20 protein-coding genes are annotated in these 18,950 nt (G+C 73.8%); 7 read left to right on the forward strand and 13 right to left on the reverse strand.

Going from position 1 to position 18,950, the window contains the following annotated elements; genetic code table 11:
- The first annotated feature begins 5 nt into the window (after positions 1-5).
- Positions 6-857, forward strand: coding sequence for a deoxyribonuclease IV (locus IE219_RS14380; protein WP_189977142.1), 852 nt, complete (start codon positions 6-8; stop codon positions 855-857).
- A 91-nt stretch (positions 858-948) separates the two neighbouring features.
- Here IE219_RS14380 and IE219_RS14385 read toward each other — a convergent pair whose 3' ends face one another.
- Complete coding sequence (locus IE219_RS14385; RefSeq protein WP_189977144.1) at positions 949-1,617, reverse strand: sulfite oxidase-like oxidoreductase; 669 nt, start codon at positions 1,615-1,617, stop codon at positions 949-951.
- Between the two features lie 189 nt (positions 1,618-1,806).
- Between IE219_RS14385 and bfr the strand changes: the two genes are divergently transcribed.
- Positions 1,807-2,283 carry a bacterioferritin gene (gene bfr, locus IE219_RS14390; RefSeq protein ID WP_189977146.1) on the forward strand — a complete coding sequence of 159 codons (477 nt, stop codon included), beginning with the start codon at positions 1,807-1,809 and terminating at the stop codon, positions 2,281-2,283.
- Here bfr and IE219_RS14395 read toward each other — a convergent pair.
- Entirely contained in the window at positions 2,280-2,540 is a 261-nt protein-coding gene (locus tag IE219_RS14395; RefSeq protein WP_189977148.1) for a (2Fe-2S)-binding protein, read from the reverse strand. The genes bfr and IE219_RS14395 overlap by 4 nt on opposite strands.
- A 122-nt stretch (positions 2,541-2,662) precedes the next feature.
- Positions 2,663-4,009: a class II 3-deoxy-7-phosphoheptulonate synthase gene (locus IE219_RS14400; protein WP_189977332.1), complete on the reverse strand. Its 1,347-nt coding sequence runs from the start codon at positions 4,007-4,009 to the stop codon at positions 2,663-2,665.
- Between the two features lie 244 nt (positions 4,010-4,253).
- On the opposite strand from IE219_RS14400, the gene IE219_RS32665 reads away from it, so the two are divergent.
- Together IE219_RS32665 and IE219_RS14405 are read left to right on the forward strand one after the other, a co-directional pair.
- On the forward strand, positions 4,254-4,316 hold the full coding sequence (locus tag IE219_RS32665) for a trp operon leader peptide (protein ID WP_506004926.1): 63 nt from the start codon (positions 4,254-4,256) through the stop codon (positions 4,314-4,316).
- Positions 4,317-4,414: 98 nt separating this feature from the next.
- Positions 4,415-6,286, forward strand: a complete 1,872-nt coding sequence (locus IE219_RS14405) for an anthranilate synthase family protein (protein WP_189977150.1) — start codon at positions 4,415-4,417, stop codon at positions 6,284-6,286.
- A 15-nt stretch (positions 6,287-6,301) separates the two neighbouring features.
- Here the strand turns inward: IE219_RS14405 and IE219_RS14410 are convergent, their stop codons facing one another.
- The 4 genes from IE219_RS14410 to IE219_RS14425 all read right to left on the reverse strand — a co-directional run bounded on the left by IE219_RS14410 (position 6,302) and on the right by IE219_RS14425 (position 10,129).
- Entirely contained in the window at positions 6,302-7,303 is a 1,002-nt protein-coding gene (locus tag IE219_RS14410; protein WP_189977152.1) for a 2-hydroxyacid dehydrogenase, read from the reverse strand.
- A gap of 136 nt (positions 7,304-7,439) precedes the next feature.
- Positions 7,440-8,087 (reverse strand): response regulator, encoded by a 648-nt coding sequence (locus IE219_RS14415; RefSeq protein ID WP_189977333.1) that lies wholly within the window; start codon positions 8,085-8,087, stop codon positions 7,440-7,442.
- A gap of 41 nt (positions 8,088-8,128) precedes the next feature.
- Positions 8,129-9,358: a MacS family sensor histidine kinase gene (gene macS / locus IE219_RS14420; RefSeq protein WP_189977154.1), complete on the reverse strand. Its 1,230-nt coding sequence runs from the start codon at positions 9,356-9,358 to the stop codon at positions 8,129-8,131.
- Between the two features lie 39 nt (positions 9,359-9,397).
- Positions 9,398-10,129: a lysophospholipid acyltransferase family protein gene (locus tag IE219_RS14425; protein WP_189977156.1), complete on the reverse strand. Its 732-nt coding sequence runs from the start codon at positions 10,127-10,129 to the stop codon at positions 9,398-9,400.
- A gap of 190 nt (positions 10,130-10,319) precedes the next feature.
- On the opposite strand from IE219_RS14425, the gene IE219_RS14430 reads away from it, so the two are divergent.
- Together IE219_RS14430 and IE219_RS14435 are read left to right on the forward strand one after the other, a co-directional pair.
- Positions 10,320-11,102: an alpha/beta hydrolase gene (locus tag IE219_RS14430; RefSeq protein ID WP_189977158.1), complete on the forward strand. Its 783-nt coding sequence runs from the start codon at positions 10,320-10,322 to the stop codon at positions 11,100-11,102.
- Complete coding sequence (locus IE219_RS14435; protein WP_189977160.1) at positions 11,095-11,775, forward strand: hypothetical protein; 681 nt, start codon at positions 11,095-11,097, stop codon at positions 11,773-11,775. The genes IE219_RS14430 and IE219_RS14435 overlap by 8 nt, the downstream gene beginning before the upstream one ends.
- A gap of 7 nt (positions 11,776-11,782) precedes the next feature.
- On the opposite strand, the gene IE219_RS14440 is transcribed toward IE219_RS14435, so the two are convergent.
- From IE219_RS14440 to IE219_RS14465, 6 genes are all read right to left on the reverse strand, one after another.
- Positions 11,783-12,559 (reverse strand): endonuclease/exonuclease/phosphatase family protein, encoded by a 777-nt coding sequence (locus IE219_RS14440; RefSeq protein ID WP_189977162.1) that lies wholly within the window; start codon positions 12,557-12,559, stop codon positions 11,783-11,785.
- 163 nt (positions 12,560-12,722) lie between these two features.
- Positions 12,723-13,664, reverse strand: coding sequence for an ROK family glucokinase (locus IE219_RS14445; RefSeq protein ID WP_189977164.1), 942 nt, complete (start codon positions 13,662-13,664; stop codon positions 12,723-12,725).
- 66 nt (positions 13,665-13,730) lie between these two features.
- The gene (locus IE219_RS14450) at positions 13,731-14,189 is read right to left on the reverse strand and encodes a DUF5304 family protein (protein ID WP_189977166.1); all 459 of its coding nucleotides are present in this window, start codon (positions 14,187-14,189) and stop codon (positions 13,731-13,733) included.
- Between the two features lie 53 nt (positions 14,190-14,242).
- A complete protein-coding gene (locus tag IE219_RS14455; protein WP_189977168.1) occupies positions 14,243-15,535 on the reverse strand; it encodes an ArsA family ATPase in 1,293 nt (430 codons plus the stop codon).
- Positions 15,536-15,566: 31 nt separating this feature from the next.
- Positions 15,567-16,007 carry an SRPBCC family protein gene (locus IE219_RS14460; RefSeq protein ID WP_189977170.1) on the reverse strand — a complete coding sequence of 147 codons (441 nt, stop codon included), beginning with the start codon at positions 16,005-16,007 and terminating at the stop codon, positions 15,567-15,569.
- Positions 16,008-16,110: 103 nt separating this feature from the next.
- Complete coding sequence (locus tag IE219_RS14465; RefSeq protein WP_189977172.1) at positions 16,111-16,878, reverse strand: metallophosphoesterase family protein; 768 nt, start codon at positions 16,876-16,878, stop codon at positions 16,111-16,113.
- A gap of 270 nt (positions 16,879-17,148) precedes the next feature.
- Between IE219_RS14465 and IE219_RS14470 the strand changes: the two genes are divergently transcribed.
- Positions 17,149-18,945, forward strand: coding sequence for an AMP-dependent synthetase/ligase (locus IE219_RS14470; protein WP_189977174.1), 1,797 nt, complete (start codon positions 17,149-17,151; stop codon positions 18,943-18,945).
- Positions 18,946-18,950 lie beyond the last annotated feature (5 nt).

The following is an 18,950-nucleotide window of genomic DNA, read 5'->3' on the forward strand; positions in this document are numbered from 1 at the left end:
AGCGCATGCGCAACCCCGTCGGCGGCCACGTCCCCGTGGCCGGCGGTCTCGCCACGGTCGGCCTCGGCTACGCCCGCGAGCTGGCGGCCGAGACCGTCCAGGTCTTCGTCGCCAACCCGCGCGGCTGGGCCACCCCGACCGGGAACCCGGCCCAGGACGAGCGGTTCCGCGAGGAGTGCGCGGCCGCGTCCCTGTCGGCCTGGGTGCACGCCCCGTACCTGATCAACTTCGGCTCGCACACGGAGGCCACCGCCGAGAGGTCGGTGGAGTCGCTGCGCCACTCGCTGCGGCGCGGCCGGGAGATCGGCGCGCGGGGCGTGGTGGTGCACACCGGCTCCGCGACCGGGGACCGCCCGCGCGCGCGGGCGCTGGCCCAGGTGCGCGAGCGCCTGCTGCCGCTGCTCGACGAGCTGACCCACGAGGACGATCCGTACCTGCTCCTGGAGTCCACGGCCGGGCAGGGCTCCTCGCTCTGCTCGCGCGCGGAGGACTTCGGGCCGTACTTCGACGCGCTGGACCACCACCCCCGGCTGGGGATCTGCCTCGACACCTGCCACATCTTCGCGGCGGGCCACGACCTGGCGGAGCCGGGCGGGGCGGCGCGGACGCTGGACGAGCTGGTCGCCACGGTCGGCGAGGGCCGGCTGCGGCTGATCCACGCGAACGACTCGAAGGACGTCGCGGGCGCGCGCAAGGACCGGCACGCCAACATCAACCTCGGCCACATCGGCGAGGACGCCTTCCGCGAGCTGCTGCGCCATCCCGCCACCGAGGGCGTGCCGCTGATCATCGAGACGCCCGGCGGCAAGGAGGGGCACACCGCCGACATCGAGCTGCTCAAGAAGCTCCGCGACTGATCGTTCCCGATGGAGGAATACCCGGCGGGGTGCACGGTGACGCACGCGTACCACCACTGAGCGGGCGGGCGGCGCGGCGGCGGTCCGGGGGCTACAGCTCCGGGCCGTCGCCCGGCCCCTCCTGGTACGAGTAGCGCTGCTCCGTCCAGGGGTCGCCGAGGTTGTGGTAGCCCCGCTCCTCCCAGAAGCCCCGGCGGTCGGCCGTCATGTACTCCACGCCCCGGACCCACTTCGGGCCCTTCCAGGCGTACAGGTGCGGCACGACGAGCCGCAGCGGGAAGCCGTGCTCGGCGGTGAGCAGCTCGCCGTCCTTGTGGGTGGCGAAGACGGTGCGCTCGGCGGCGAAGTCGGAGAGCCGCATGTTGGCGCTGTAGCCGTACTCGGCCCAGACCATGACGTGGGTGACCTGCGGCGCGGGCGGCGCGAGCTCCAGGACGGTCCGGGCCAGGACCCCGCCCCACTCGGCTCCGGTCATGCTGAACTTGGTGACGCAGTGCAGGTCGGCCACGACCGCGGAGAACGGCAGGGCCGAGAACTCCTCGTGGTTCCAGCACCGCTTGTCGCCGTCGGCGGTCGCCCCGAAGACCCGGAACTCCCAGCGGTCCGGCTTGAACTTGGGCACGGGCCCGTAGTGGGTGACCGGCCAGCCTCGCTGGAGGCGCTGTCCGGGCGGAAGATCCGACGCGACACCCGGCGGCTGAACCGTCGAACGATCCGGCTGACCCGCTTCCCGGTGTACCCCGCTCTCCGGCTGACCCATGTCATCCATGGTGACAGACGGCGAGGGGTGGTCATGACCAGCCACCCGCCCGGCCGCGCCCATTCGGGCAAGTCCCACTAAGCCTGCACTTACTGGACGGCCTCCCCGGGGGATGCGAGGATGCGGCCGTCCACGCCCCGAGACGGGCCGGACACCCCGCGTGACGGAAGACGGAAGGAAGCTGGAGCGATGCAGGGCGACCCCGAGGTCCTGGAGTTTCTGAACGAGCAGCTGACCGGCGAGCTGACGGCCATCAACCAGTACTGGCTGCACTACCGCATCCAGGACAACAAGGGCTGGACGAAGCTCGCGAAGTACACCCGCGAAGAGTCCATCGACGAGATGAAGCACGCGGACAAGCTGACCGAGCGCATCCTGATGCTCGACGGCCTGCCCAACTACCAGCGCCTCTTCCACGTGCGCGTCGGCCAGACGGTCACCGAGATGTTCCAGGCGGACCGCCAGGTCGAGGTGGAGGCGATCGACCGGCTCAGGCGGGGCATCGAGGTCATGCGCGCCAAGGGCGACGTCACCTCGGCCAACCTCTTCGAGGAGATCCTCGCGGACGAGGAGCACCACATCGACTACCTGGACACCCAGCTCGAACTGATCGAGTCGCTGGGCGAGGCGCTCTACCTCTCGACGCTCATCGAGCAGCCGAGCTAGGCGGCCTCGGGGAGGGCGGCGGGGGCTGCTTCGGGCAGCTCCGCCGCGAGGGCGGGGGCGCCCCGGTCGAGGAGCTCGCGGCGCGGGCAGTCGCCGCGCCCGAGGAGGGCCTGGATGCGCCGGACGCAGGAACCGCAGTCGGTGCCCGCCTTGCAGGCGGAGGCGATCTGGCGGGGCGTGCAGGCGCCGGCCTCCGCGTGCTCCTTGACCTGCTTCTCCGTGACACCGAAGCATGAGCAGACGTACACGCGGTTCACCTCCCACCGAGATCGATTAGGCTAACCTAACCTTACCCGGCGGCCGGGGAGCGTAAAAGCCTTCGATACGGCGATGGGGCGCGGATCACAAGGATCCGCGCCCCATCGCCGTAGCTGCTCACTCACTGGTCGCGGTACATCTCCGCCACCAGGAAGGCCAGGTCGAGCGACTGGCTGCGGTTGAGCCGCGGGTCGCAGGCCGTCTCGTAGCGCTGGTGCAGGTCGTCGACGAAGATCTCGTCGCCGCCGCCCACGCACTCGGTGACGTCGTCGCCGGTCAGCTCGACGTGGATGCCGCCCGGGTGGGTGCCCAGCGCCTTGTGGACCTCGAAGAAGCCCTTGACCTCGTCGAGGACGTCGTCGAAGCGGCGGGTCTTGTGGCCCGAGGCCGCCTCGAAGGTGTTGCCGTGCATCGGGTCGGTGACCCAGGCGACGGTGGCGCCCGAGGCGGTGACCTTCTCGACCAGCTCGGGGAGCTTGTCGCGGACCTTGTCGGCGCCCATGCGGACGATGAAGGTCAGCCGGCCCGGCTCGCGGTCCGGGTCGAGGCGCTCGATGTACGTCAGCGCCTCCTCCGGGGTGGTCGTCGGGCCCAGCTTGATGCCGATCGGGTTCGCGATCCTCGACGCGAACTCGATGTGGGCGTGGTCCAGCTGGCGGGTGCGCTCACCGATCCAGACCATGTGGCCGGAGGTGTCGTACAGCTTGCCGGTGCGCGAGTCGGTACGGGTCAGGGCGCCCTCGTAGTCGAGCAGCAGCGCCTCGTGGGAGGCGTAGAACTCGACGGCCTTGAACTCCGCCGGGTCGGTACCGCACGCCTTCATGAAGTTCAGCGCGTTGTCGATCTCGCGGGCGAGCGCCTCGTAGCGCTGACCGGAGGGCGAGGAGCGCACGAAGTCCTGGTTCCAGGCGTGCACCTGGCGCAGGTCGGCGTAGCCGCCGGTGGTGAAGGCGCGGACCAGGTTCAGCGTCGACGCGGAGGCGTGGTACATCCGCTTCAGCCGCTCGGGGTCCGGGATGCGGGCGGCCTCGTTGAAGTCGAAGCCGTTGACGGAGTCGCCCCGGTAGGTGGGGAGCGTCACGCCGTCACGGGTCTCGGTGCCCTTGGAGCGCGGCTTGGAGTACTGGCCCGCGATGCGGCCCACCTTGACGACGGGCACGGAGGCCGCGTACGTCAGGACGGCGCTCATCTGGAGGAGGGTCTTCAGCTTGGCCCGGATGTGGTCGGCCGACACCGCGTCGAACGCCTCGGCGCAGTCGCCGCCCTGGAGGAGGAACGCCTCGCCCCGGGCGACGGCCCCCATCCGGGCGCGCAGCTGGTCGCACTCGCCGGCGAAGACGAGCGGAGGATACGACTCGAGGTCCGCGATCACATCGCGCAGAGCCTCGGCATCGGGGTACTCGGGCTGCTGCGCCGCGGGCAGGTCTCGCCAGGTCGCCCCGGCGACGGCGTGGGATTCAGCGTTCACGGTCACGCGGACCACCCTACGGGGTTCTCCGCCCTGTCCCGTGCCGTGCCCAGACACTGAGACGCGGCCGACCGGAGTACGGGTGGGATCCTTCACCCCGGCGGGTGACGCCCGGCCCCCGGAGCCGCTCCCCGGGCCGCCCCGGGGGCCCTGCCGGGGCCGCCCCCGGGGTCCCTGCCGGGGCCCGCCGTCCACGGTGCGGAACGGGCCCCGGTCCCGTTCCCCGCTGGGTTACAGTGCTCGCATGTACGCGCCCCAGACCCAGAACCAGAACTGGTGGTGGACCGTCCCTCCGGCGGCCCACTGACTGCGCGTACCCGAATCCACGCGAAGGCCGCCCGAGGGGCGGCCTTTCTCGTACCCGCGAGGCCGTTCCTCTCCGCACCCCGACCGGAAGGAACCCCCATGGACCTCTCCCGCCTCCTCGACGACTCCGCCCCGCCCTTCGCCCTGCTCCGGCGCCGCACCCCCGGCCGCGACCACGACACCGTGGAGCTGCTGATCGGCCCCGTCCACGAGGCCGAACACCTCGCCGACCTGCCCGTCGGCCCCTCCCCCACCCTCGCCCTGGTGCCGTTCCGGCAGATCCGGGAGCGCGGCTTCGACGTGCGGGACGACGGCACCCCGCTCTCCGTGCTGGTCGCCGAGGAGGCGTACGAGCTGCCGCTCGGCGAGGTCCTGGCCGCGCTGCCCGCGCACCGCGTGACCGTCGGGAACGGCGGCTTCGACGTCTCCGACGAGGAGTACGCCGGGACGGTGCGGCGGGTCATCGAGGACGAGATCGGCGGCGGCGAGGGCGCCAACTTCGTCATCCGGCGGACGTACACCGGCGAGATCCCCGGCTTCGGGCGGGCCGACGCGCTGGCCCTGTTCCGGCGGCTGCTCACCGGCGAGCGGGGCGCCTACTGGACCTACGTCGTGCACACCGGCGACCGGGTCCTGGTCGGGGCCAGCCCCGAGGTGCACGTCCGGATGGCGGGCGGCACGGTCACGATGAACCCGATCAGCGGCACGTACCGCTACCCGGCCGGGACCACCCCCACCGCCGACGACCTGCTCGCCTTCCTCGGCGACCGCAAGGAGACCGAGGAGCTCTCCATGGTGGTGGACGAGGAGCTGAAGATGATGTGCACCGTCGGGGACCGGGGCGGCGTGGTGATCGGGCCCCGGCTGAAGGAGATGGCCCACCTCGCGCACACCGAGTACGAGCTGCGCGGGCGGTCCTCGCTGGACGTGCGGGAGGTGCTGCGGGAGACCATGTTCGCCGCGACCGTGACCGGCTCGCCGGTGCAGAACGCCTGCCGGGTCATCGAGCGGCACGAGGACGGCGGCCGGGGCTACTACGCGGGCGCGCTGGCGCTGCTCGGCACCGACGCGCACGGCGCCCAGACCCTCGACTCCCCCATCCTCATCCGGACCGCCGACATCGCCCCCGACGGGCGGGTGCGGGTGCCGGTCGGCGCCACCCTGGTCCGGCACTCCGACCCGGCCGGGGAGGTCGCCGAGACCCACGCGAAGGCGGCGGCGGTGCTGGCCGCGCTCGGCGTGCGGGAAGGACGGCCCGCGGCGGAGGACGCCTCCGGGCGGCCCCGGCTGGCCGACGACCCCCGGGTGCGGGCCGCGCTGGACTCCCGCCGGGCCGGCCTGGCGCCGTTCTGGCTGCGGATGCAGACCCGGTCGGCGGAGCTGGACGGGCACGCGCTGGTGATCGACGCGGAGGACACCTTCACCGCCATGCTGGCCCACCTGCTGCGCTCCTCGGGCCTTGAGGTGTCGGTGCTGCGCTACGACGAGCCGGGGCTGCGGGAGCTGGCGCTCGGCCACGAGGGGCCGGTGGTCCTGGGCCCCGGTCCGGGCGACCCGTCGGACGCGGCCGACCCGAAGATGCGCTTCCTGCGCGGCCTCACCGCCGAGCTGCTGCGCGGCCACCGGCACGGGCTGCTCGGCGTCTGCCTCGGCCACGAGCTGATCGCGGCCGAGCTGGGCCTGGACATCGTCCGCAAGCGGACGCCGTTCCAGGGCGCGCAGGTCCAAATCGACCTCTTCGGCCAGGAGCGGACGGTCGGCTTCTACAACAGCTTCACGGCGCGCTGCGGCGAGCGGGAGGCGACCGAGCTGGCGCTGCACCGGATCGAGGTGAGCCGGGACGCGGCGACGGGCGAGGTGCACGCGGTGCGCGGCCCCGGCTTCGCCGGCGTGCAGTTCCACCCCGAGTCGGTGCTGACCCTGGAGGGCGCGGCGGTGACGGCCTCGCTCCTCGCCGGGGTGCTCGTCTGAGGCGGCTTTCCCGGTCTAGCGGGTGAGGCGCGGGACCAGGACGTTCTCGCCGCGCCGCCCGGCGAGGTGGTCGAGGACGTTCTGGACCGTGGTGTCGATGATCTGGCCGACCGCGTCCAGCGTGTAGTACGCCTGGTGGCTGGTGACCACCACGTTCGGGAAGGTCACCAGGCGGGCCAGGGTGTCGTCCTCGACGCCCGCGAGGGACTTGTCGAGGAAGAAGAGGCCGGCCTCGGCCTCGTAGACGTCGAGGCCGACGCCGGTGAAGCGGCCGGCGCGCAGCTCGGTGACGAGGGCCTCGGTGTCGACGAGGCCGCCCCGGCTGGAGTTCACCAGGATCGCGTCGTCCTTCATGGACCGCAGGGCGGCGGCGTCGATGAGGTGGTGGGTGGCGGGCAGCAGCGGCACGTGGAGGCTGACCAGGTCGGCCTCGGCGAGCAGCCGGTCCTTGTCGACGTACTCCATGCCCAGCTCGGCGCAGGCGGGGTTCTCGGCGACGTCCCAGCCGAGCAGCCGCATCCCGAAGCCGTGCGCGATCCGGGCGAACGCCTCGCCGATCTTTCCGGTGCCGAGGACGCCGGCGGTACGGCCCCGCATGTCGCGGCCCATGAGGCCGTCGAGGCGGAAGTCGAAGTCGCGGGTGCGGTTGGAGGCGCGGACGATCCGCCGGTTGACGGCCATCGCGAGGGTCCAGGCGAACTCGGCGACGGAGTACGGCGAGTAGTACGAGACCCGGGCGACGGTGAGGCCGAGCCGCTCGGCGACCTCCAGGTCGATGTTGTTGAAGCCGGTGGAGCGCTGGGCGATCATCTGGGTGCCGCCGGCCGCCAGAGTCTGTAGGACCCGGTGGTCGAGGCTGGCGTTGACGCTGGTGGAGATCACCTCGTAGCCGGCCGCGATGGGGGCGGTGTCCTCGGTGAGGAAGACGTCGAGGCAGCGGACGTCGTGATGGCCCGCGAACGCCTTCTCGATCAGCGGCTTCTCGTCCGCCTGCACCCCGAATGCCAGGATCTCCACGGTCTTCCCCTCGTCACGGCGGCGGGCCGCACCTGCGCGCATGTCCGTACAAGCGCGAATATACGGCCCGCCCCGGGGGCCCGCCCGGCGTGGCGCGGGCCCGGCCGTGCCCCGGTCCGGCCCGCCCCCGGCGGGCTCAGCCCTCGTCGAGGCCGCGCTCGATCGCGTACCGCACCAGCTCGACGCGGTTGTGCAGCTGGAGCTTGCCCAGGGTGTTCTGCACGTGGTTCTGCACGGTGCGGTGCGAGATGACGAGCCGCTCGGCGATCTGCTTGTAGCTGAGGCCCTTCGCGACCAGCCGCAGGACCTCCGTCTCGCGGTCGGTGAGCCGGGGCGCGGCGGGCTCGTCCGGGCCGGCCGGGGCGGCGGGCTCGGAGGCCAGCCGGCGGTACTCGCCGAGGACGAGTCCGGCCAGGCCCGGGGTGAAGACCGGGTCGCCCGCGGCGGTGCGGCGCACCGCGTCGATCAGCTCCTCGGCGCCCGCCGACTTCAGCAGGTAGCCGGTGGCGCCGGACTTCACGGCCTCCAGGACGTCGGCGTGCTCGCCGCTCGCGGACAGCACCAGGACCCGCAGTCCGGGCAGCGTCCCGACCAGTTCCTTGCAGACCTGGACGCCCGGCTTGGCGGGCAGGTTCAGGTCCAGGACGAGGACGTCCGGGGAGACGGCGGGGGCCCGCCGGACGGCCTGCTCGCCGTCCCCGGCGGTGGCCACCACGTCGAAGCCCGCCTCGGCGAGGTCCCGGGCGACGGCGTCCCGCCACATGGGGTGGTCGTCGACGACCATCACCCTGATGGGCCGCTGCTCCGGCCCCGACTGCGACTCGCTCACTTCTCTCCTGCCTTCCCCCGCGCGCCCCGCGGCGGTCGCGGGACCTTCAGTTCGACCTCGGTGCCCTGCCCGGGGACCGAGATCAGCTCGGCCGTGCCGCCCAGGTCGCGCAGCCTGCCCCGGATGGAGAGGGCGACGCCCATCCGGCCCTCGCCCTCCGCCTCGGCGAGCCGCCCCTCGGGGATGCCCGGCCCGTCGTCCCGGACGGTCACGACGACCTCGTCGTCCCAGTCCTCGACCAGGATCCACGCGCGCGCGTCCGCGCCCGCGTGCACCCGGACGTTGTCCAGGGCGGCGCCGACGGCGGCGGCCAGTTCGCGCGCGGCGGCGCCGGGCAGCGGGACGGGCACGCCGGGGTCGGCGAGGGTGATCCGGGCGCCGGCGCGCGGCGCGAGGAGGGTCCGCAGGTCGACGGGGGCGGCGTCGCCGGGGTCGTCGTCCACCTCGACGACCCGGACCACGGCCCCCTCGGCCGCGTCCTCGGAGACGTGGCTGGTCCGGGTGAGGCCGCCGGCGACGAGGGTGCGCAGGGCGACCTCCTGCTCCCCCGCCATCCGGCCCAGTTCGGCGGCCTCGCCGCCGAGCGCGGTGCCGCGCCGCTGCACCATGGCGAGGACCTGGAGGACGCTGTCGTGGATGTCGCGGGCGAGCCGCTCGCGCTCCCGGGTGGCGGCCTCGATCTCCAGGGCGCGGGCGAGGGTGCGCTCGGAGGCGCGGGCGACCTCGACGACGTAGCCGATGGCGATGGAGGCGACCCAGACGAGGACCACGTTGTGGACGGTGTCCCGGCTGGGGTGGACGCGTTCGACGATGTTGGCGACGGCGACCAGGGAGGAGGCGAAGGCGGCCCAGCGCCAGCCGCCCTTGATGGCGAAGGCGAGGACGGAGCCGGCGGTCCATATGGACGGCAGGGTGGGGCCGTCGACGGACTGGGCGTGGGCGTCGGCGAGCGGGGTGAGGAGGATGCCGGTGAGGGCGACGGTGAGGTCGGCGGCGAGGAAGCGCTTGGTGCAGTGGGCCGCGTTGGCCACCTTGGGGAGGGTGGCGAGGGTCCAGACGCAGAGCACCGCCAGGTAGGCGACGGCGATCCAGGGGCGCTCGTACCGGTCCCGGCCGGTGAGGAAGATCAGCACCGCGTAGACCATGGTCAGGATCCGGTAGCCGGTCAGCGCCCGCCACAGCGGCTGCTCGACCGACATCCGTACGACGCGTTCGCGTCGGGCCATCTTCCCCACCCCCCGTGGACGCGCTCCCGGCCGGGAGCGTCAGGCGCCGGACTCTTCGCGGGCCGCGATCTCGGCCTTCACGGCCTCCTTGGCGGCCTTCTCGGCCTCCGCGATCTGCCGCTTGGCGGCGGTCGCGTAGATGTCGACGTACTCCTGGCCGGAGAGCTTCATGATCTCGTACATGACCTCGTCGGTCACCGAGCGGAGGATGAAGCGGTCGCCGTCCATGCCGTGGTAGCGGGAGAAGTCGAGCGGCTTGCCGATCCGGATGCCCGGCCGCATCAGCTTGGGGACGATCTTGCCGGGCGGCTGGATCTTCTCGGTGTCGATCATGGCGACCGGGATGACCGGCGCGCCGGTGGCCAGCGCGACCCGGGCCAGGCCGCCGGGCTTGCCCCGGTAGAGGCGGCCGTCGGGCGAGCGGGTGCCCTCGGGGTAGATGCCGAAGAGGCCGCCGCCCTCGATGACCTCGATGCCGGCCCGGATGGCGGCCTCGCCGGCGCCGCGGCCGCCCGAACGGTCCACCGGGAGCTGGCCGACGCCCTTGAAGAAGGCGGCGGTGAGCCGGCCCTTCACGCCGGGCGTGGTGAAGTACTCGGCCTTGGCGATGAAGGTGACCTTGCGGTCCAGGACGGCGGGGAGGAAGAAGGAGTCGGAGAACGACAGGTGGTTGCTGGCGAGGATCGCGGGGCCCTCGGCGGGAATGTTCTCCAAGCCCTCGACCCAGGGCCGGAAGGCCAGCTTGAGGGAGCCCCCGATGGAGAACTTCATTGCGCCGTAGATCAACTCGTCATGCCTTCCGTGTGCCGTGGCGACGACTTTATCCCGTACCGGCGCGCGGCCCCCGCTGCGGCCCTGGTCGGTGTCGGTCCGGTCGCGTACGGTGAAGGTCCTTCCCCCATATCGCCGTACGTCCCGGGCGCCCCGCGCGCGCCGGACGCGAATCGAACAGGAGACCCCGGTGCCGGTCCTTCCCGGAGCCGAGCCGTACCGCCATGACGGCGGAGAGGTCGGCGTTCTTCTCTGTCACGGATTCACCGGTTCCCCGCAGTCGATGCGCCCGTGGGCCGAACACCTGGCCGGGCGCGGCCTGACGGTCTCGGTGCCGCTGCTCCCCGGGCACGGCACGCGCTGGCAGGACATGCAGCTGACCGGCTGGCAGGACTGGTACGCGGAGGTGGACCGGGCGCTGCGCGAGCTGACCGCCCGCTGCTCGGCCGTCTTCGTCTTCGGCCTCTCCATGGGCGGGGCGCTGACGCTGCGGCTGGCCGCCAAGCACGGCGACGCGGTGCGCGGCGTCGTCCTGGTCAATCCGGGCAACAAGGTGCACGGCCTGGCCGCGCACGCCCTGCCGGTGGTCCGGCACCTGGTGCCGACGACGAAGGGCGTCGCCAACGACATCGCGAAGGAGGGCGTCACCGAGGTCGGCTACGACCGGGTGCCGCTGCACGCGGCGCACTCGCTGCGGGAGTTCTTCCGGCTCGTCGACGGCGAGCTGCCGCAGGTCACGCAGCCGCTCCTGCTGCTGCACAGCCCGCGGGACCACGTGGTGCCGCCGGCCGACTCGGCCCGGGTGCTGAGCCGGGTCTCCTCGACCGACGTCGAGGAGGTGCTGCTGGAACAGAGTTACCACGTGGCGACGTTGGACCATGACGCGGAGCTGATCTTCGAGAAGAGTCTGGCGTTCGTCGAGCGCCTCGCCCCGGAGGCCGTGGGCGGGAAGGGGAGCAGGAGCGGTGGCTGACCAGCAGGACGGCGGCGAGCGGGAGCCGCAGCCCATCGACGAGGAGGCGGCGTGGGCCGCGATCGTCGCGGGGTACGGCGAGGAGCCGGCGGACCCGCCGGGGACGCGGCCCTTCCGGCCCGTCGAGAACCTGGCGCTGCCGGAGGCCGAGGAGCCCCCGGCGCCGGCTCCGGGGGCGCCCGGCGCGGAGAACACGAAGGACCCGAAGGACACGGTGAAGCCGCCCTTGCGCAAGCGGGAGGCGGAGCCGGACGAGCCGGGTCCCGACGCGGACGAACCGGAGGACGGGCGGCCGGCGCTGGGCAGTTCGATCACCTTCGCGCCGGGGGTCCGGCCGGGCGGTCCGCGCGACTACAGCCTGGCGGAGCCGGACGCGGGCCCGGCGGGCGCGGCGGGTTCCGGTGGTTCGGCGGACGAGGGGCACTTCGTGCCGCCGGAGCCGCCGCCGCTGCCGGAGGCCGACACGACGACGAAGTTCGCCTGGCTTGCGGTGGTGGGCGGCCCGGTCCTGATGCTGCTCGCGGTGCTGCTCCAGTGGGACATGACGTGGTGGCTGACCACCCTGTGCGTCGGCGGTTTCCTGGGCGGCTTCGTGACCCTGGTCGCCCGCATGAAGGGCGACGACGAGGACGACGACGGCTACGACGACCCGGGCCGCGGCGCGGTGGTGTGACCGTCTCCTAGACGACGGGGCCGGGGCCGGGAGCGGGGGCGGGGAGCCGGACCGCCGCGAGGACCGGCAGGTGGTCGGTGGCGGCGGTCAGGTCGGCGGGGTCGAGGTCCGGGGGGACCCCGCAGCCGAGGAACTCGACGCCGGGGGTGGCGAGGATCGCGTCGATCCGCTGGTGCGGGTCGGCGGGGGTCCAGGTGTGCTCGCCGCCCCACGGGGCGGCCTCCCAGCCGTCCCGCAGGGTGCCGGTGAGCCGGGTGAAGGCCCGGCCGCCGGGCCGTTCGTTGAGGTCGCCGGCGACGATCGCGTACGGGGTGCCGAGCGCGGCGACCCGGTCGAGGACGAGTCCGGCCTGGGCGTGGCGCTCGTCCGCGCGCAGGCTCAGGTGGCAGCTGACGAGGCCGAGGCGGGCGGCGCCGAAGCGGACGACGGCGGTGGCGAGGCCGCGCCGGTGGAGTCCGGGGGTGAGCGGCAGCAGGACGTCCTCGGTCCGCTCCACGGTGGCGCGCAGCGAGCAGAGCAGCAGCGGTCCGGCGGCGGTGGCCCCGCCGGAGAGGACGACGAGCCCGCTCCCGGCGGCCAGCCGGGCGGCGTGCTTGCGCCACCGGAAGAAGCGCGGCGCCTCCTGGACGAGGACGACGTCGGGGGCGCAGGCGCTGATCACCCGGGCGAGGGCGGCCTCGTCGTCGCGCATCGAGCGGATGTTGTAGCTGAGGACCCGGACCACGGCCGAACCGTCCGGCTCGGTACGGGAAGCGGGCAGCACGCCGGTCTCGTCGGGGGCCATGGGGTCACCCTAGGGCGTTTCCTCCCGATCGGACCGGACCGGGGAGCGTGCCGGGGAGCGTGCCGGGGCCGCGCGTCCGGTCCGGCGGGGCCGCGCGGGCCGATGCCCGCCTCGCCCCGGGCGGGGGCGCGGCGGGCATCGGCCGGGCGGGTGGTGGCGGAGGTCAGCCCTGGCGGGCCAGGTCCGCCGCGCCGACCAGGCCGGCCTTGTTGCCGAGCTGGGCGGCGAGGACCTGGGCGTGCGGGCGGTAGCTGCCGCCGATCAGCCAGCGCCGGAAGGACTTGCGGATCGGGTCGAGGACGAGTTCGCCCTCGTCCGAGACGCCGCCGCCGACGATGAAGGCGGACGGGTCGAAGAGGGAGGCGAGGTCGGCGAGGCCGGCGCCGGCCCAGCGGGCCAGTTCGCGGAAGGAGTCGATGGCGACCGGGTCGCCCGCGCGGGCGGCCTCGCTGACGTGCTTGCCCTGGACGCCCTCGGGGGTGCCGTCGCCGAGGGCGAGCAGCGCCCGCGCGTTCTCGGGGGTGGCGGCGGCGCGCTGGCGGGCGTAGCGGACGAGGGCGCGGCCGGAGGCGTACTGCTCCCAGCAGCCCTGGCTGCCGCAGCCGCAGAGCAGGCCGTCGGGGACGACCCGGATGTGGCCGAATTCGGCGGCGACGCCGAAGCGGCCGCGGCGCAGCTTGTTGCCGATGATGATGCCGCCGCCGAGGCCGGTGCCGAGGGTGATGCAGATGACGTCCTCGTGGCCCTGGCCGGCGCCGAAGCGGTACTCGCCCCAGGCCGCGGCGTTGGCGTCGTTCTCGACGACGACCGGGAGGCCGACGCGCTGCTCGACCTTGTCCTTGAGCGGTTCGTGCCGCCAGTCGATGTTGGGCGCGAAGAGGACGGTGGCGCGCTTGTCGTCGACGTAGCCCGCGGCCCCGATGCCGACGGCCTCGATCGGGTGGCCCTTGCCGGCTTCGGAGACCGCCGCGCAGATCGCGTCGACGATGCCCTCGGGGGTCGGCGGGGTCGGCACGGTGTGGGTGTCGAGGATGCTGCCCTCCTCGTCCACCACGCCGGCCGCGATCTTCGTGCCGCCGATGTCGACGCCGATGGTGAGTCCCATGTGTCCCTCAGTTTTCGGTCGAGCCCCGCTAGGGCCCACCGTACCCGAGGGGCGGGGGGCTACCGATCAGTCCAGGTCGATGGGGCGGCCGGCGGGGGGAGCCGCGGGGCCGCCGTCGTCGTCGCCGCGGGGGTCGTCCCCGGCGGGGCCGGGGCCCCGGGTCCAGCGGGTCTCGTGGCCCTCGACGGCGGAGCGGTAGGCGGCGAGGAGTTCGCCGCCCGCGGCGGCGAGGTGGTCGAAGACCCGGGGGTTGCGCTCGATGACCGGTTCGACGGCGGCCCTGGCCTGCTCGACGAGGCCCTTGACCGTCTCGGTGACGGTCTCGGCGGCCTGGGCGGCGGGGCCGCCGAGTCCGCCGAGGAGAGGCGCCGTGCCGGTGATCTTCTCGGCGACGGCCTCGAAGAGGCGGCGGAACTCCTCGGCGGGCGAGCCGGGTTCGTCCCCGCGCTCCGCCCGGCGGCGGGCCTTCTCCGCCTCCAGGTCCTCGGCGCACGCCTTCGCCCAGGCGTCCGGATCGCTGCTCATGGCGTACTCCTCCGTCGCTTCCCTCCTTCGACGGTACACGCCGGGGGCGCCGGTCAGGAGGGCCTGGGCCAGAGGCCGGGGTCGGGGGTGAAGCGGATGCGGAGGTCGCCGTCGACGAGGCCGGCGCCGGTGACGGTGCAGCGGCGCAGGGCGGCGGGGAGGTCGAGGGCGCGGCGGAAGGGTCCGGCGCCGAGGAGCAGTTCGTCACCCCTGCGGACGAGGGAGAGCTCCCCCTTGACGGCGCCGGGCAGCGGCAGGTGCCAGACGAGGACGCCGTCCTCGGCGAGCCGGTCCTCGACGCGGGGCGCGGGGGCGGGCGGTCCGGCGGGGCGGTGCGGGTCGGGCAGGGCGGCGAGCAGCGCGGGGTCGGCGGGGCGGTGCGGGTCGGGGCCGAGGTGGGGCAGGGCGCTCAGGAGGTCCCCGGCGGTGGCGCGCAGGGCCTCCAGGTGGTGGCGCTGCCGGTCGGCGAGGGCGGCGAGCCAGGGGTCGGGGGAGGCGGCGGGGAGCAGCCGGTTGGCGAGGACGGCGTCGAGGGCGAGGCCGTGGAGGGCGAGGCCGAGGCGGGCGTCGCGCAGGACGCGGGCGGCGTCGGGCCCGGGGTCGAGGACGAGCCGGACGGTGGTGCCGGGGGCTTCGACGAGGGCCTGGACGGCGGCGAGCTCCCTCTCCCAGCGGGCGGTGGTCTCGTACAGCCACTGGGCGGGCATGGGGACGCCGGCGAGCTGGGCGAGCATCGGGCGCAGGGCGCGGGCGGCCTGGCGTTCGGCGGGGAGCAGGCGGCGGAGGTAGCGGCGGAGCTGGGCGGGGAGGGCGAGGACGGCGAGGGCGTCGTGGAGCGGGGGGAGGTCGACGACGGCGGTGTCGTGGTCGCCGGTGGCGGCCTCGCGCAGGGCGCGGAGGAGGGCGAACTGCCGGCTGCCGGGGGGTTCGGTGAGTTCGGCGTCCTCGAAGGGGGCGGCGCCGAGCAGGTCGAAGAGGGTGCCGGAGCGGTCCTGGAGGGCGAGGAACTCGCGCCGGAATCCGGCGGCGGGGTCGGTGCGCAGCACGGTGAGCGCGCCGGGACCGCCCTCCGGACCGCCGCTCGTACCGTCTCCGGGACCGCCCTCCGTACCGGCGCCGGGGCCGGCGCCCGTGCCACCGCTCGTACCGTCCCCGGGGCCGGCGCCCGGGGCGTCACCCGGCGTGTCACCCGAGTCGGCGTCGGGGCCCGCGCCGAGGCCGTCGCCCGGGTCGCCGTCCGGGACGAGGAGGACGCGCCGGCCGGCGCGGGCCTCGGCGAGGGCGGTCGCCGCGGCGACGGTGCTGCGTCCGGCGCCGCCGGCCCCGGTGACAAGGATGATCCGCATGCGGGTGACGCTATCGCGGCCCCGCGGCGGCTCAGGCGCCGGACTCCACGCGCTTCTTCAGGCCGGCGAGGGCGCGGTCGATGATGACCTTCTCGGCCTTGCGCTTGATCATGCCGAGCATGGGGATCTTGACGTCGACGGTGAGCTGGTAGGTGACCTCGGTGCGGTTCCCGCCGAGGTCGGCGAGCCGGTAGGAGCCGTCGAGGGAGCGGAGCATCTGGGACTTGACCAGGGTCCAGCTGACCTCGTCGGAGCCGGTCCAGGTGTAGGCGAGGGTGTGGTCGTCCTTGATGGCGCCGGCGTCGAGGAGGAGGCGGACCTTCTCGGCGCGGCCGGCGGCGTCGGTGGCGAGCACCTCGGCCTCCTTCACCTCGCCGGTCCAGTCGGGGTAGCGGGCGAAGTCGGCGATCACACCCATGACGGCGGCCGGGGCCGCCTCGATGGTGATGCTGGAGCTGGTGTGTTCGGCCATCGCGGTGGCTCCTCCACTGTGCGGTCCGGCGGACGTACGAAGGGCACACACGTGCCGGTGGCAGGCTATCGCGCCCGCGACCCCGCGCCGGTGACGGGCCCGCTCACCACTCCAGGGCGTAGGGCCGGCCGGTGGCGGCGAAGTGGCCGACGTTGACGCATTCGGTGGCGCCGATCCGCATCCGGCGGGCCAGCGGCTGGTGGACGTGGCCGAAGAGGGCGTAGCGGGGGCGGACGCGGCGGATGGCGTCGAGGAGGGCGCGGCTGCCGCGCTCGAAGCGGCGGGCGACGGTGTCGTAGGTGAGGTCGGGGACGTCGGGCGGGATGTGGGAGCAGAGGACGTCGACCTCGCCGAGGGCCTCGACCTTGGCGGCGTACTCCTCCTCGGAGATCTCGTACGGGGTGCGCATCGGGCTGTGCAGGCCGCCGCCGACGAAGCCGACGGTGAGGCCGCCGAGCTCGATCCGCCGCCCGTCGAGGACGGTGGTGCCGGGGCGGGCGTACTCGGGCCAGAGGGCGGGGATGTCGACGTTGCCGTAGGTGGCGTACGTGGGGGTGGGGAAGGCGGCGAAGAGTTCGGCGTACTGGCGGCGGACGGCGCCCTCGACGGCGGTCTCGCGGTCGACGTCGAGCCCGGCCCACAGGGAGCGGCCGAAGTCGCGGGCCTCGTCGAAGCGGCGGGCGGTGCGCAGCTCGACGATCCGGTCGGCGTTGGCGGTGCCGAAGAGGTCGGGGAAGATGCCGCGGCTGTGGTCGGCGTAGTCGAGGAAGAGGACGAGGTCGCCCAGGCATATGAGGGCGTCGGCGCCGTCCCCCGCCCGGGCGAGGGCCTCCGCGTTGCCGTGCACGTCGCTGACCACATGGACTCGCATGGCCCCACCCTAGGGGGTGCCGTCCCGGTCGGACCTGCGATTACTTGGGAGTCGGGAAAGCCGTGGATTACTGTGCCGAGAGGGCCGTCACGCTGGTGTGACGCACGGAACATCTGGCCGGGACCCCCTATCGGGAACCGCGTACTGGTGGGTAACGTCCGGGCAGTCCACAGTCGTGCTCACCCCCACCGAGCACCTGCCCGATGATGGACCGCACCGGTGCACCCACCACAGAGCCGTGGCACCGGAGCCCGATGAGGAGCAGCAGTCTTGCGCGAGTTCAGCCTTCCGGCCCTGTACGAGGTCCCTTCGGACGGCAACCTGACGGATCTCATCCGCCGCAACGCCTCCCAGCATCCGGACGCCGTCGTGATGGCCCGCAAGTCCGGCGACGGCTGGTCGGACGTGACCGCCACCGCCTTCCTGGCCGAGGTGCGCGGGGTCGCCAAGGGCCTGGTCGCGGCCGGGGTCGAGGTCGGGGACCGGGTCGCGCTGCTCTCCCGGACCCGGTACGAGTGGGTGCTCCTCGACTTCGCGATCTGGAGCGCGGGCGCGGTGACCGTGCCGGTGTACGAGACCAGCTCGCCGGAGCAGATCCAGTGGATCCTCGGCGACTCGGGCGCCTCGCTGGCGATCGTGGAGACCGCCGCGCACCAGGCGTCGGTGGAGTCCGTACGGGACGGGCTGCCGGCCCTCACCGGCCTGTGGCAGATCGAGGACGGGGCGGTCGCGCGGCTCACCGCCGACGGCGAGACCGTCTCCGACGAGACGCTGGACGCCCGCATGTCGGCGGCGACGGCGGACGACCCGGCGACGATCGTCTACACCTCGGGCACCACCGGCCGCCCCAAGGGCTGCGTGCTGACCCACCGGGCCTTCTTCGCCGAGTGCGGCAACGTGGTGGAGCGGCTGAAGCCCCTCTTCCGTACCGGCGAGTCCTCCGTGCTCCTCTTCCTGCCCGCCGCGCACGTCTTCGGCCGGCTGATCGAGGTGGCCTCGGTGATGGCCCCGATCCGCCTCGGCTGCCTCCCCGACATCAAGACCCTCACCGACGAGCTGGCCTCCTTCCGGCCGACGCTGATCCTGGGCGTGCCGCGCGTCTTCGAGAAGGTCTACAACTCGGCGCGGGCCAAGGCGCAGGCCGACGGCAAGGGCAGGATCTTCGACCGGGCGGCGCTCACCGCCATCGCCTACAGCCGCGCGCTGGCCACCCCGCGGGGCCCGTCGCTGGGCCTGCGGCTGCGGCACAAGCTGTTCGACAAGCTGGTCTACGGCAAGCTGCGGGCGGTCCTCGGCGGGCGGGGCGAGTACGCGATCTCCGGCGGCGCGCCGCTGGGCGAGCGGCTCGGCCACTTCTTCCGGGGCATCGGCTTCACCGTCCTGGAGGGGTACGGCCTGACGGAGTCGTGCGCGGCGACCGCCTTCAACCCGTGGGACCGGCCGAAGATCGGCACGGTGGGCCAGCCGCTGCCGGGCTCGGTGGTGCGGATCGCGGACGACGGCGAGGTGCTGCTGCACGGCGAGCACATCTTCTCGGAGTACTGGAACAACGAGGCGGCGACGGCCGAGGCGCTGGCGGACGGCTGGTTCCACACCGGCGACATCGGCACCCTCGACGAGGACGGCTACCTGGCGATCACCGGCCGCAAGAAGGAGATCCTGGTGACGGCCGGCGGCAAGAACGTCGCCCCGGCGGTCATCGAGGACCGGATCCGGGCGCACGCGCTGGTCGCCGAGTGCATGGTGGTCGGCGACGGGCGGCCCTTCGTGGGCGCGCTGGTCACCCTGGACGAGGAGTTCCTGGGCCGCTGGGCCGCCGAGCACGGCAAGCCGGCCGGCACCACGGCGGCGGCGCTGCGCGAGGACCCGGAGCTGCTCGCGGAGGTCCAGCGGGCGGTGGACGACGGCAACGCCGCGGTGTCGAAGGCGGAGTCGGTGCGCAAGTTCCGCGTCCTGGGCGCCCAGTTCACGGAGGAGGCGGGCCACATCACGCCGTCCCTGAAGCTGAAGCGGAACGTGGTGGCGAAGGAGTTCGCGGACGAGATCGAGGCGATCTACGCCAAGTAGGCGGA

Origin of the sequence: Streptomyces termitum (assembly GCF_014650175.1) — a bacterium.
In the GTDB taxonomy this organism is placed as follows: domain Bacteria; phylum Actinomycetota; class Actinomycetes; order Streptomycetales; family Streptomycetaceae; genus Streptomyces; species Streptomyces termitum.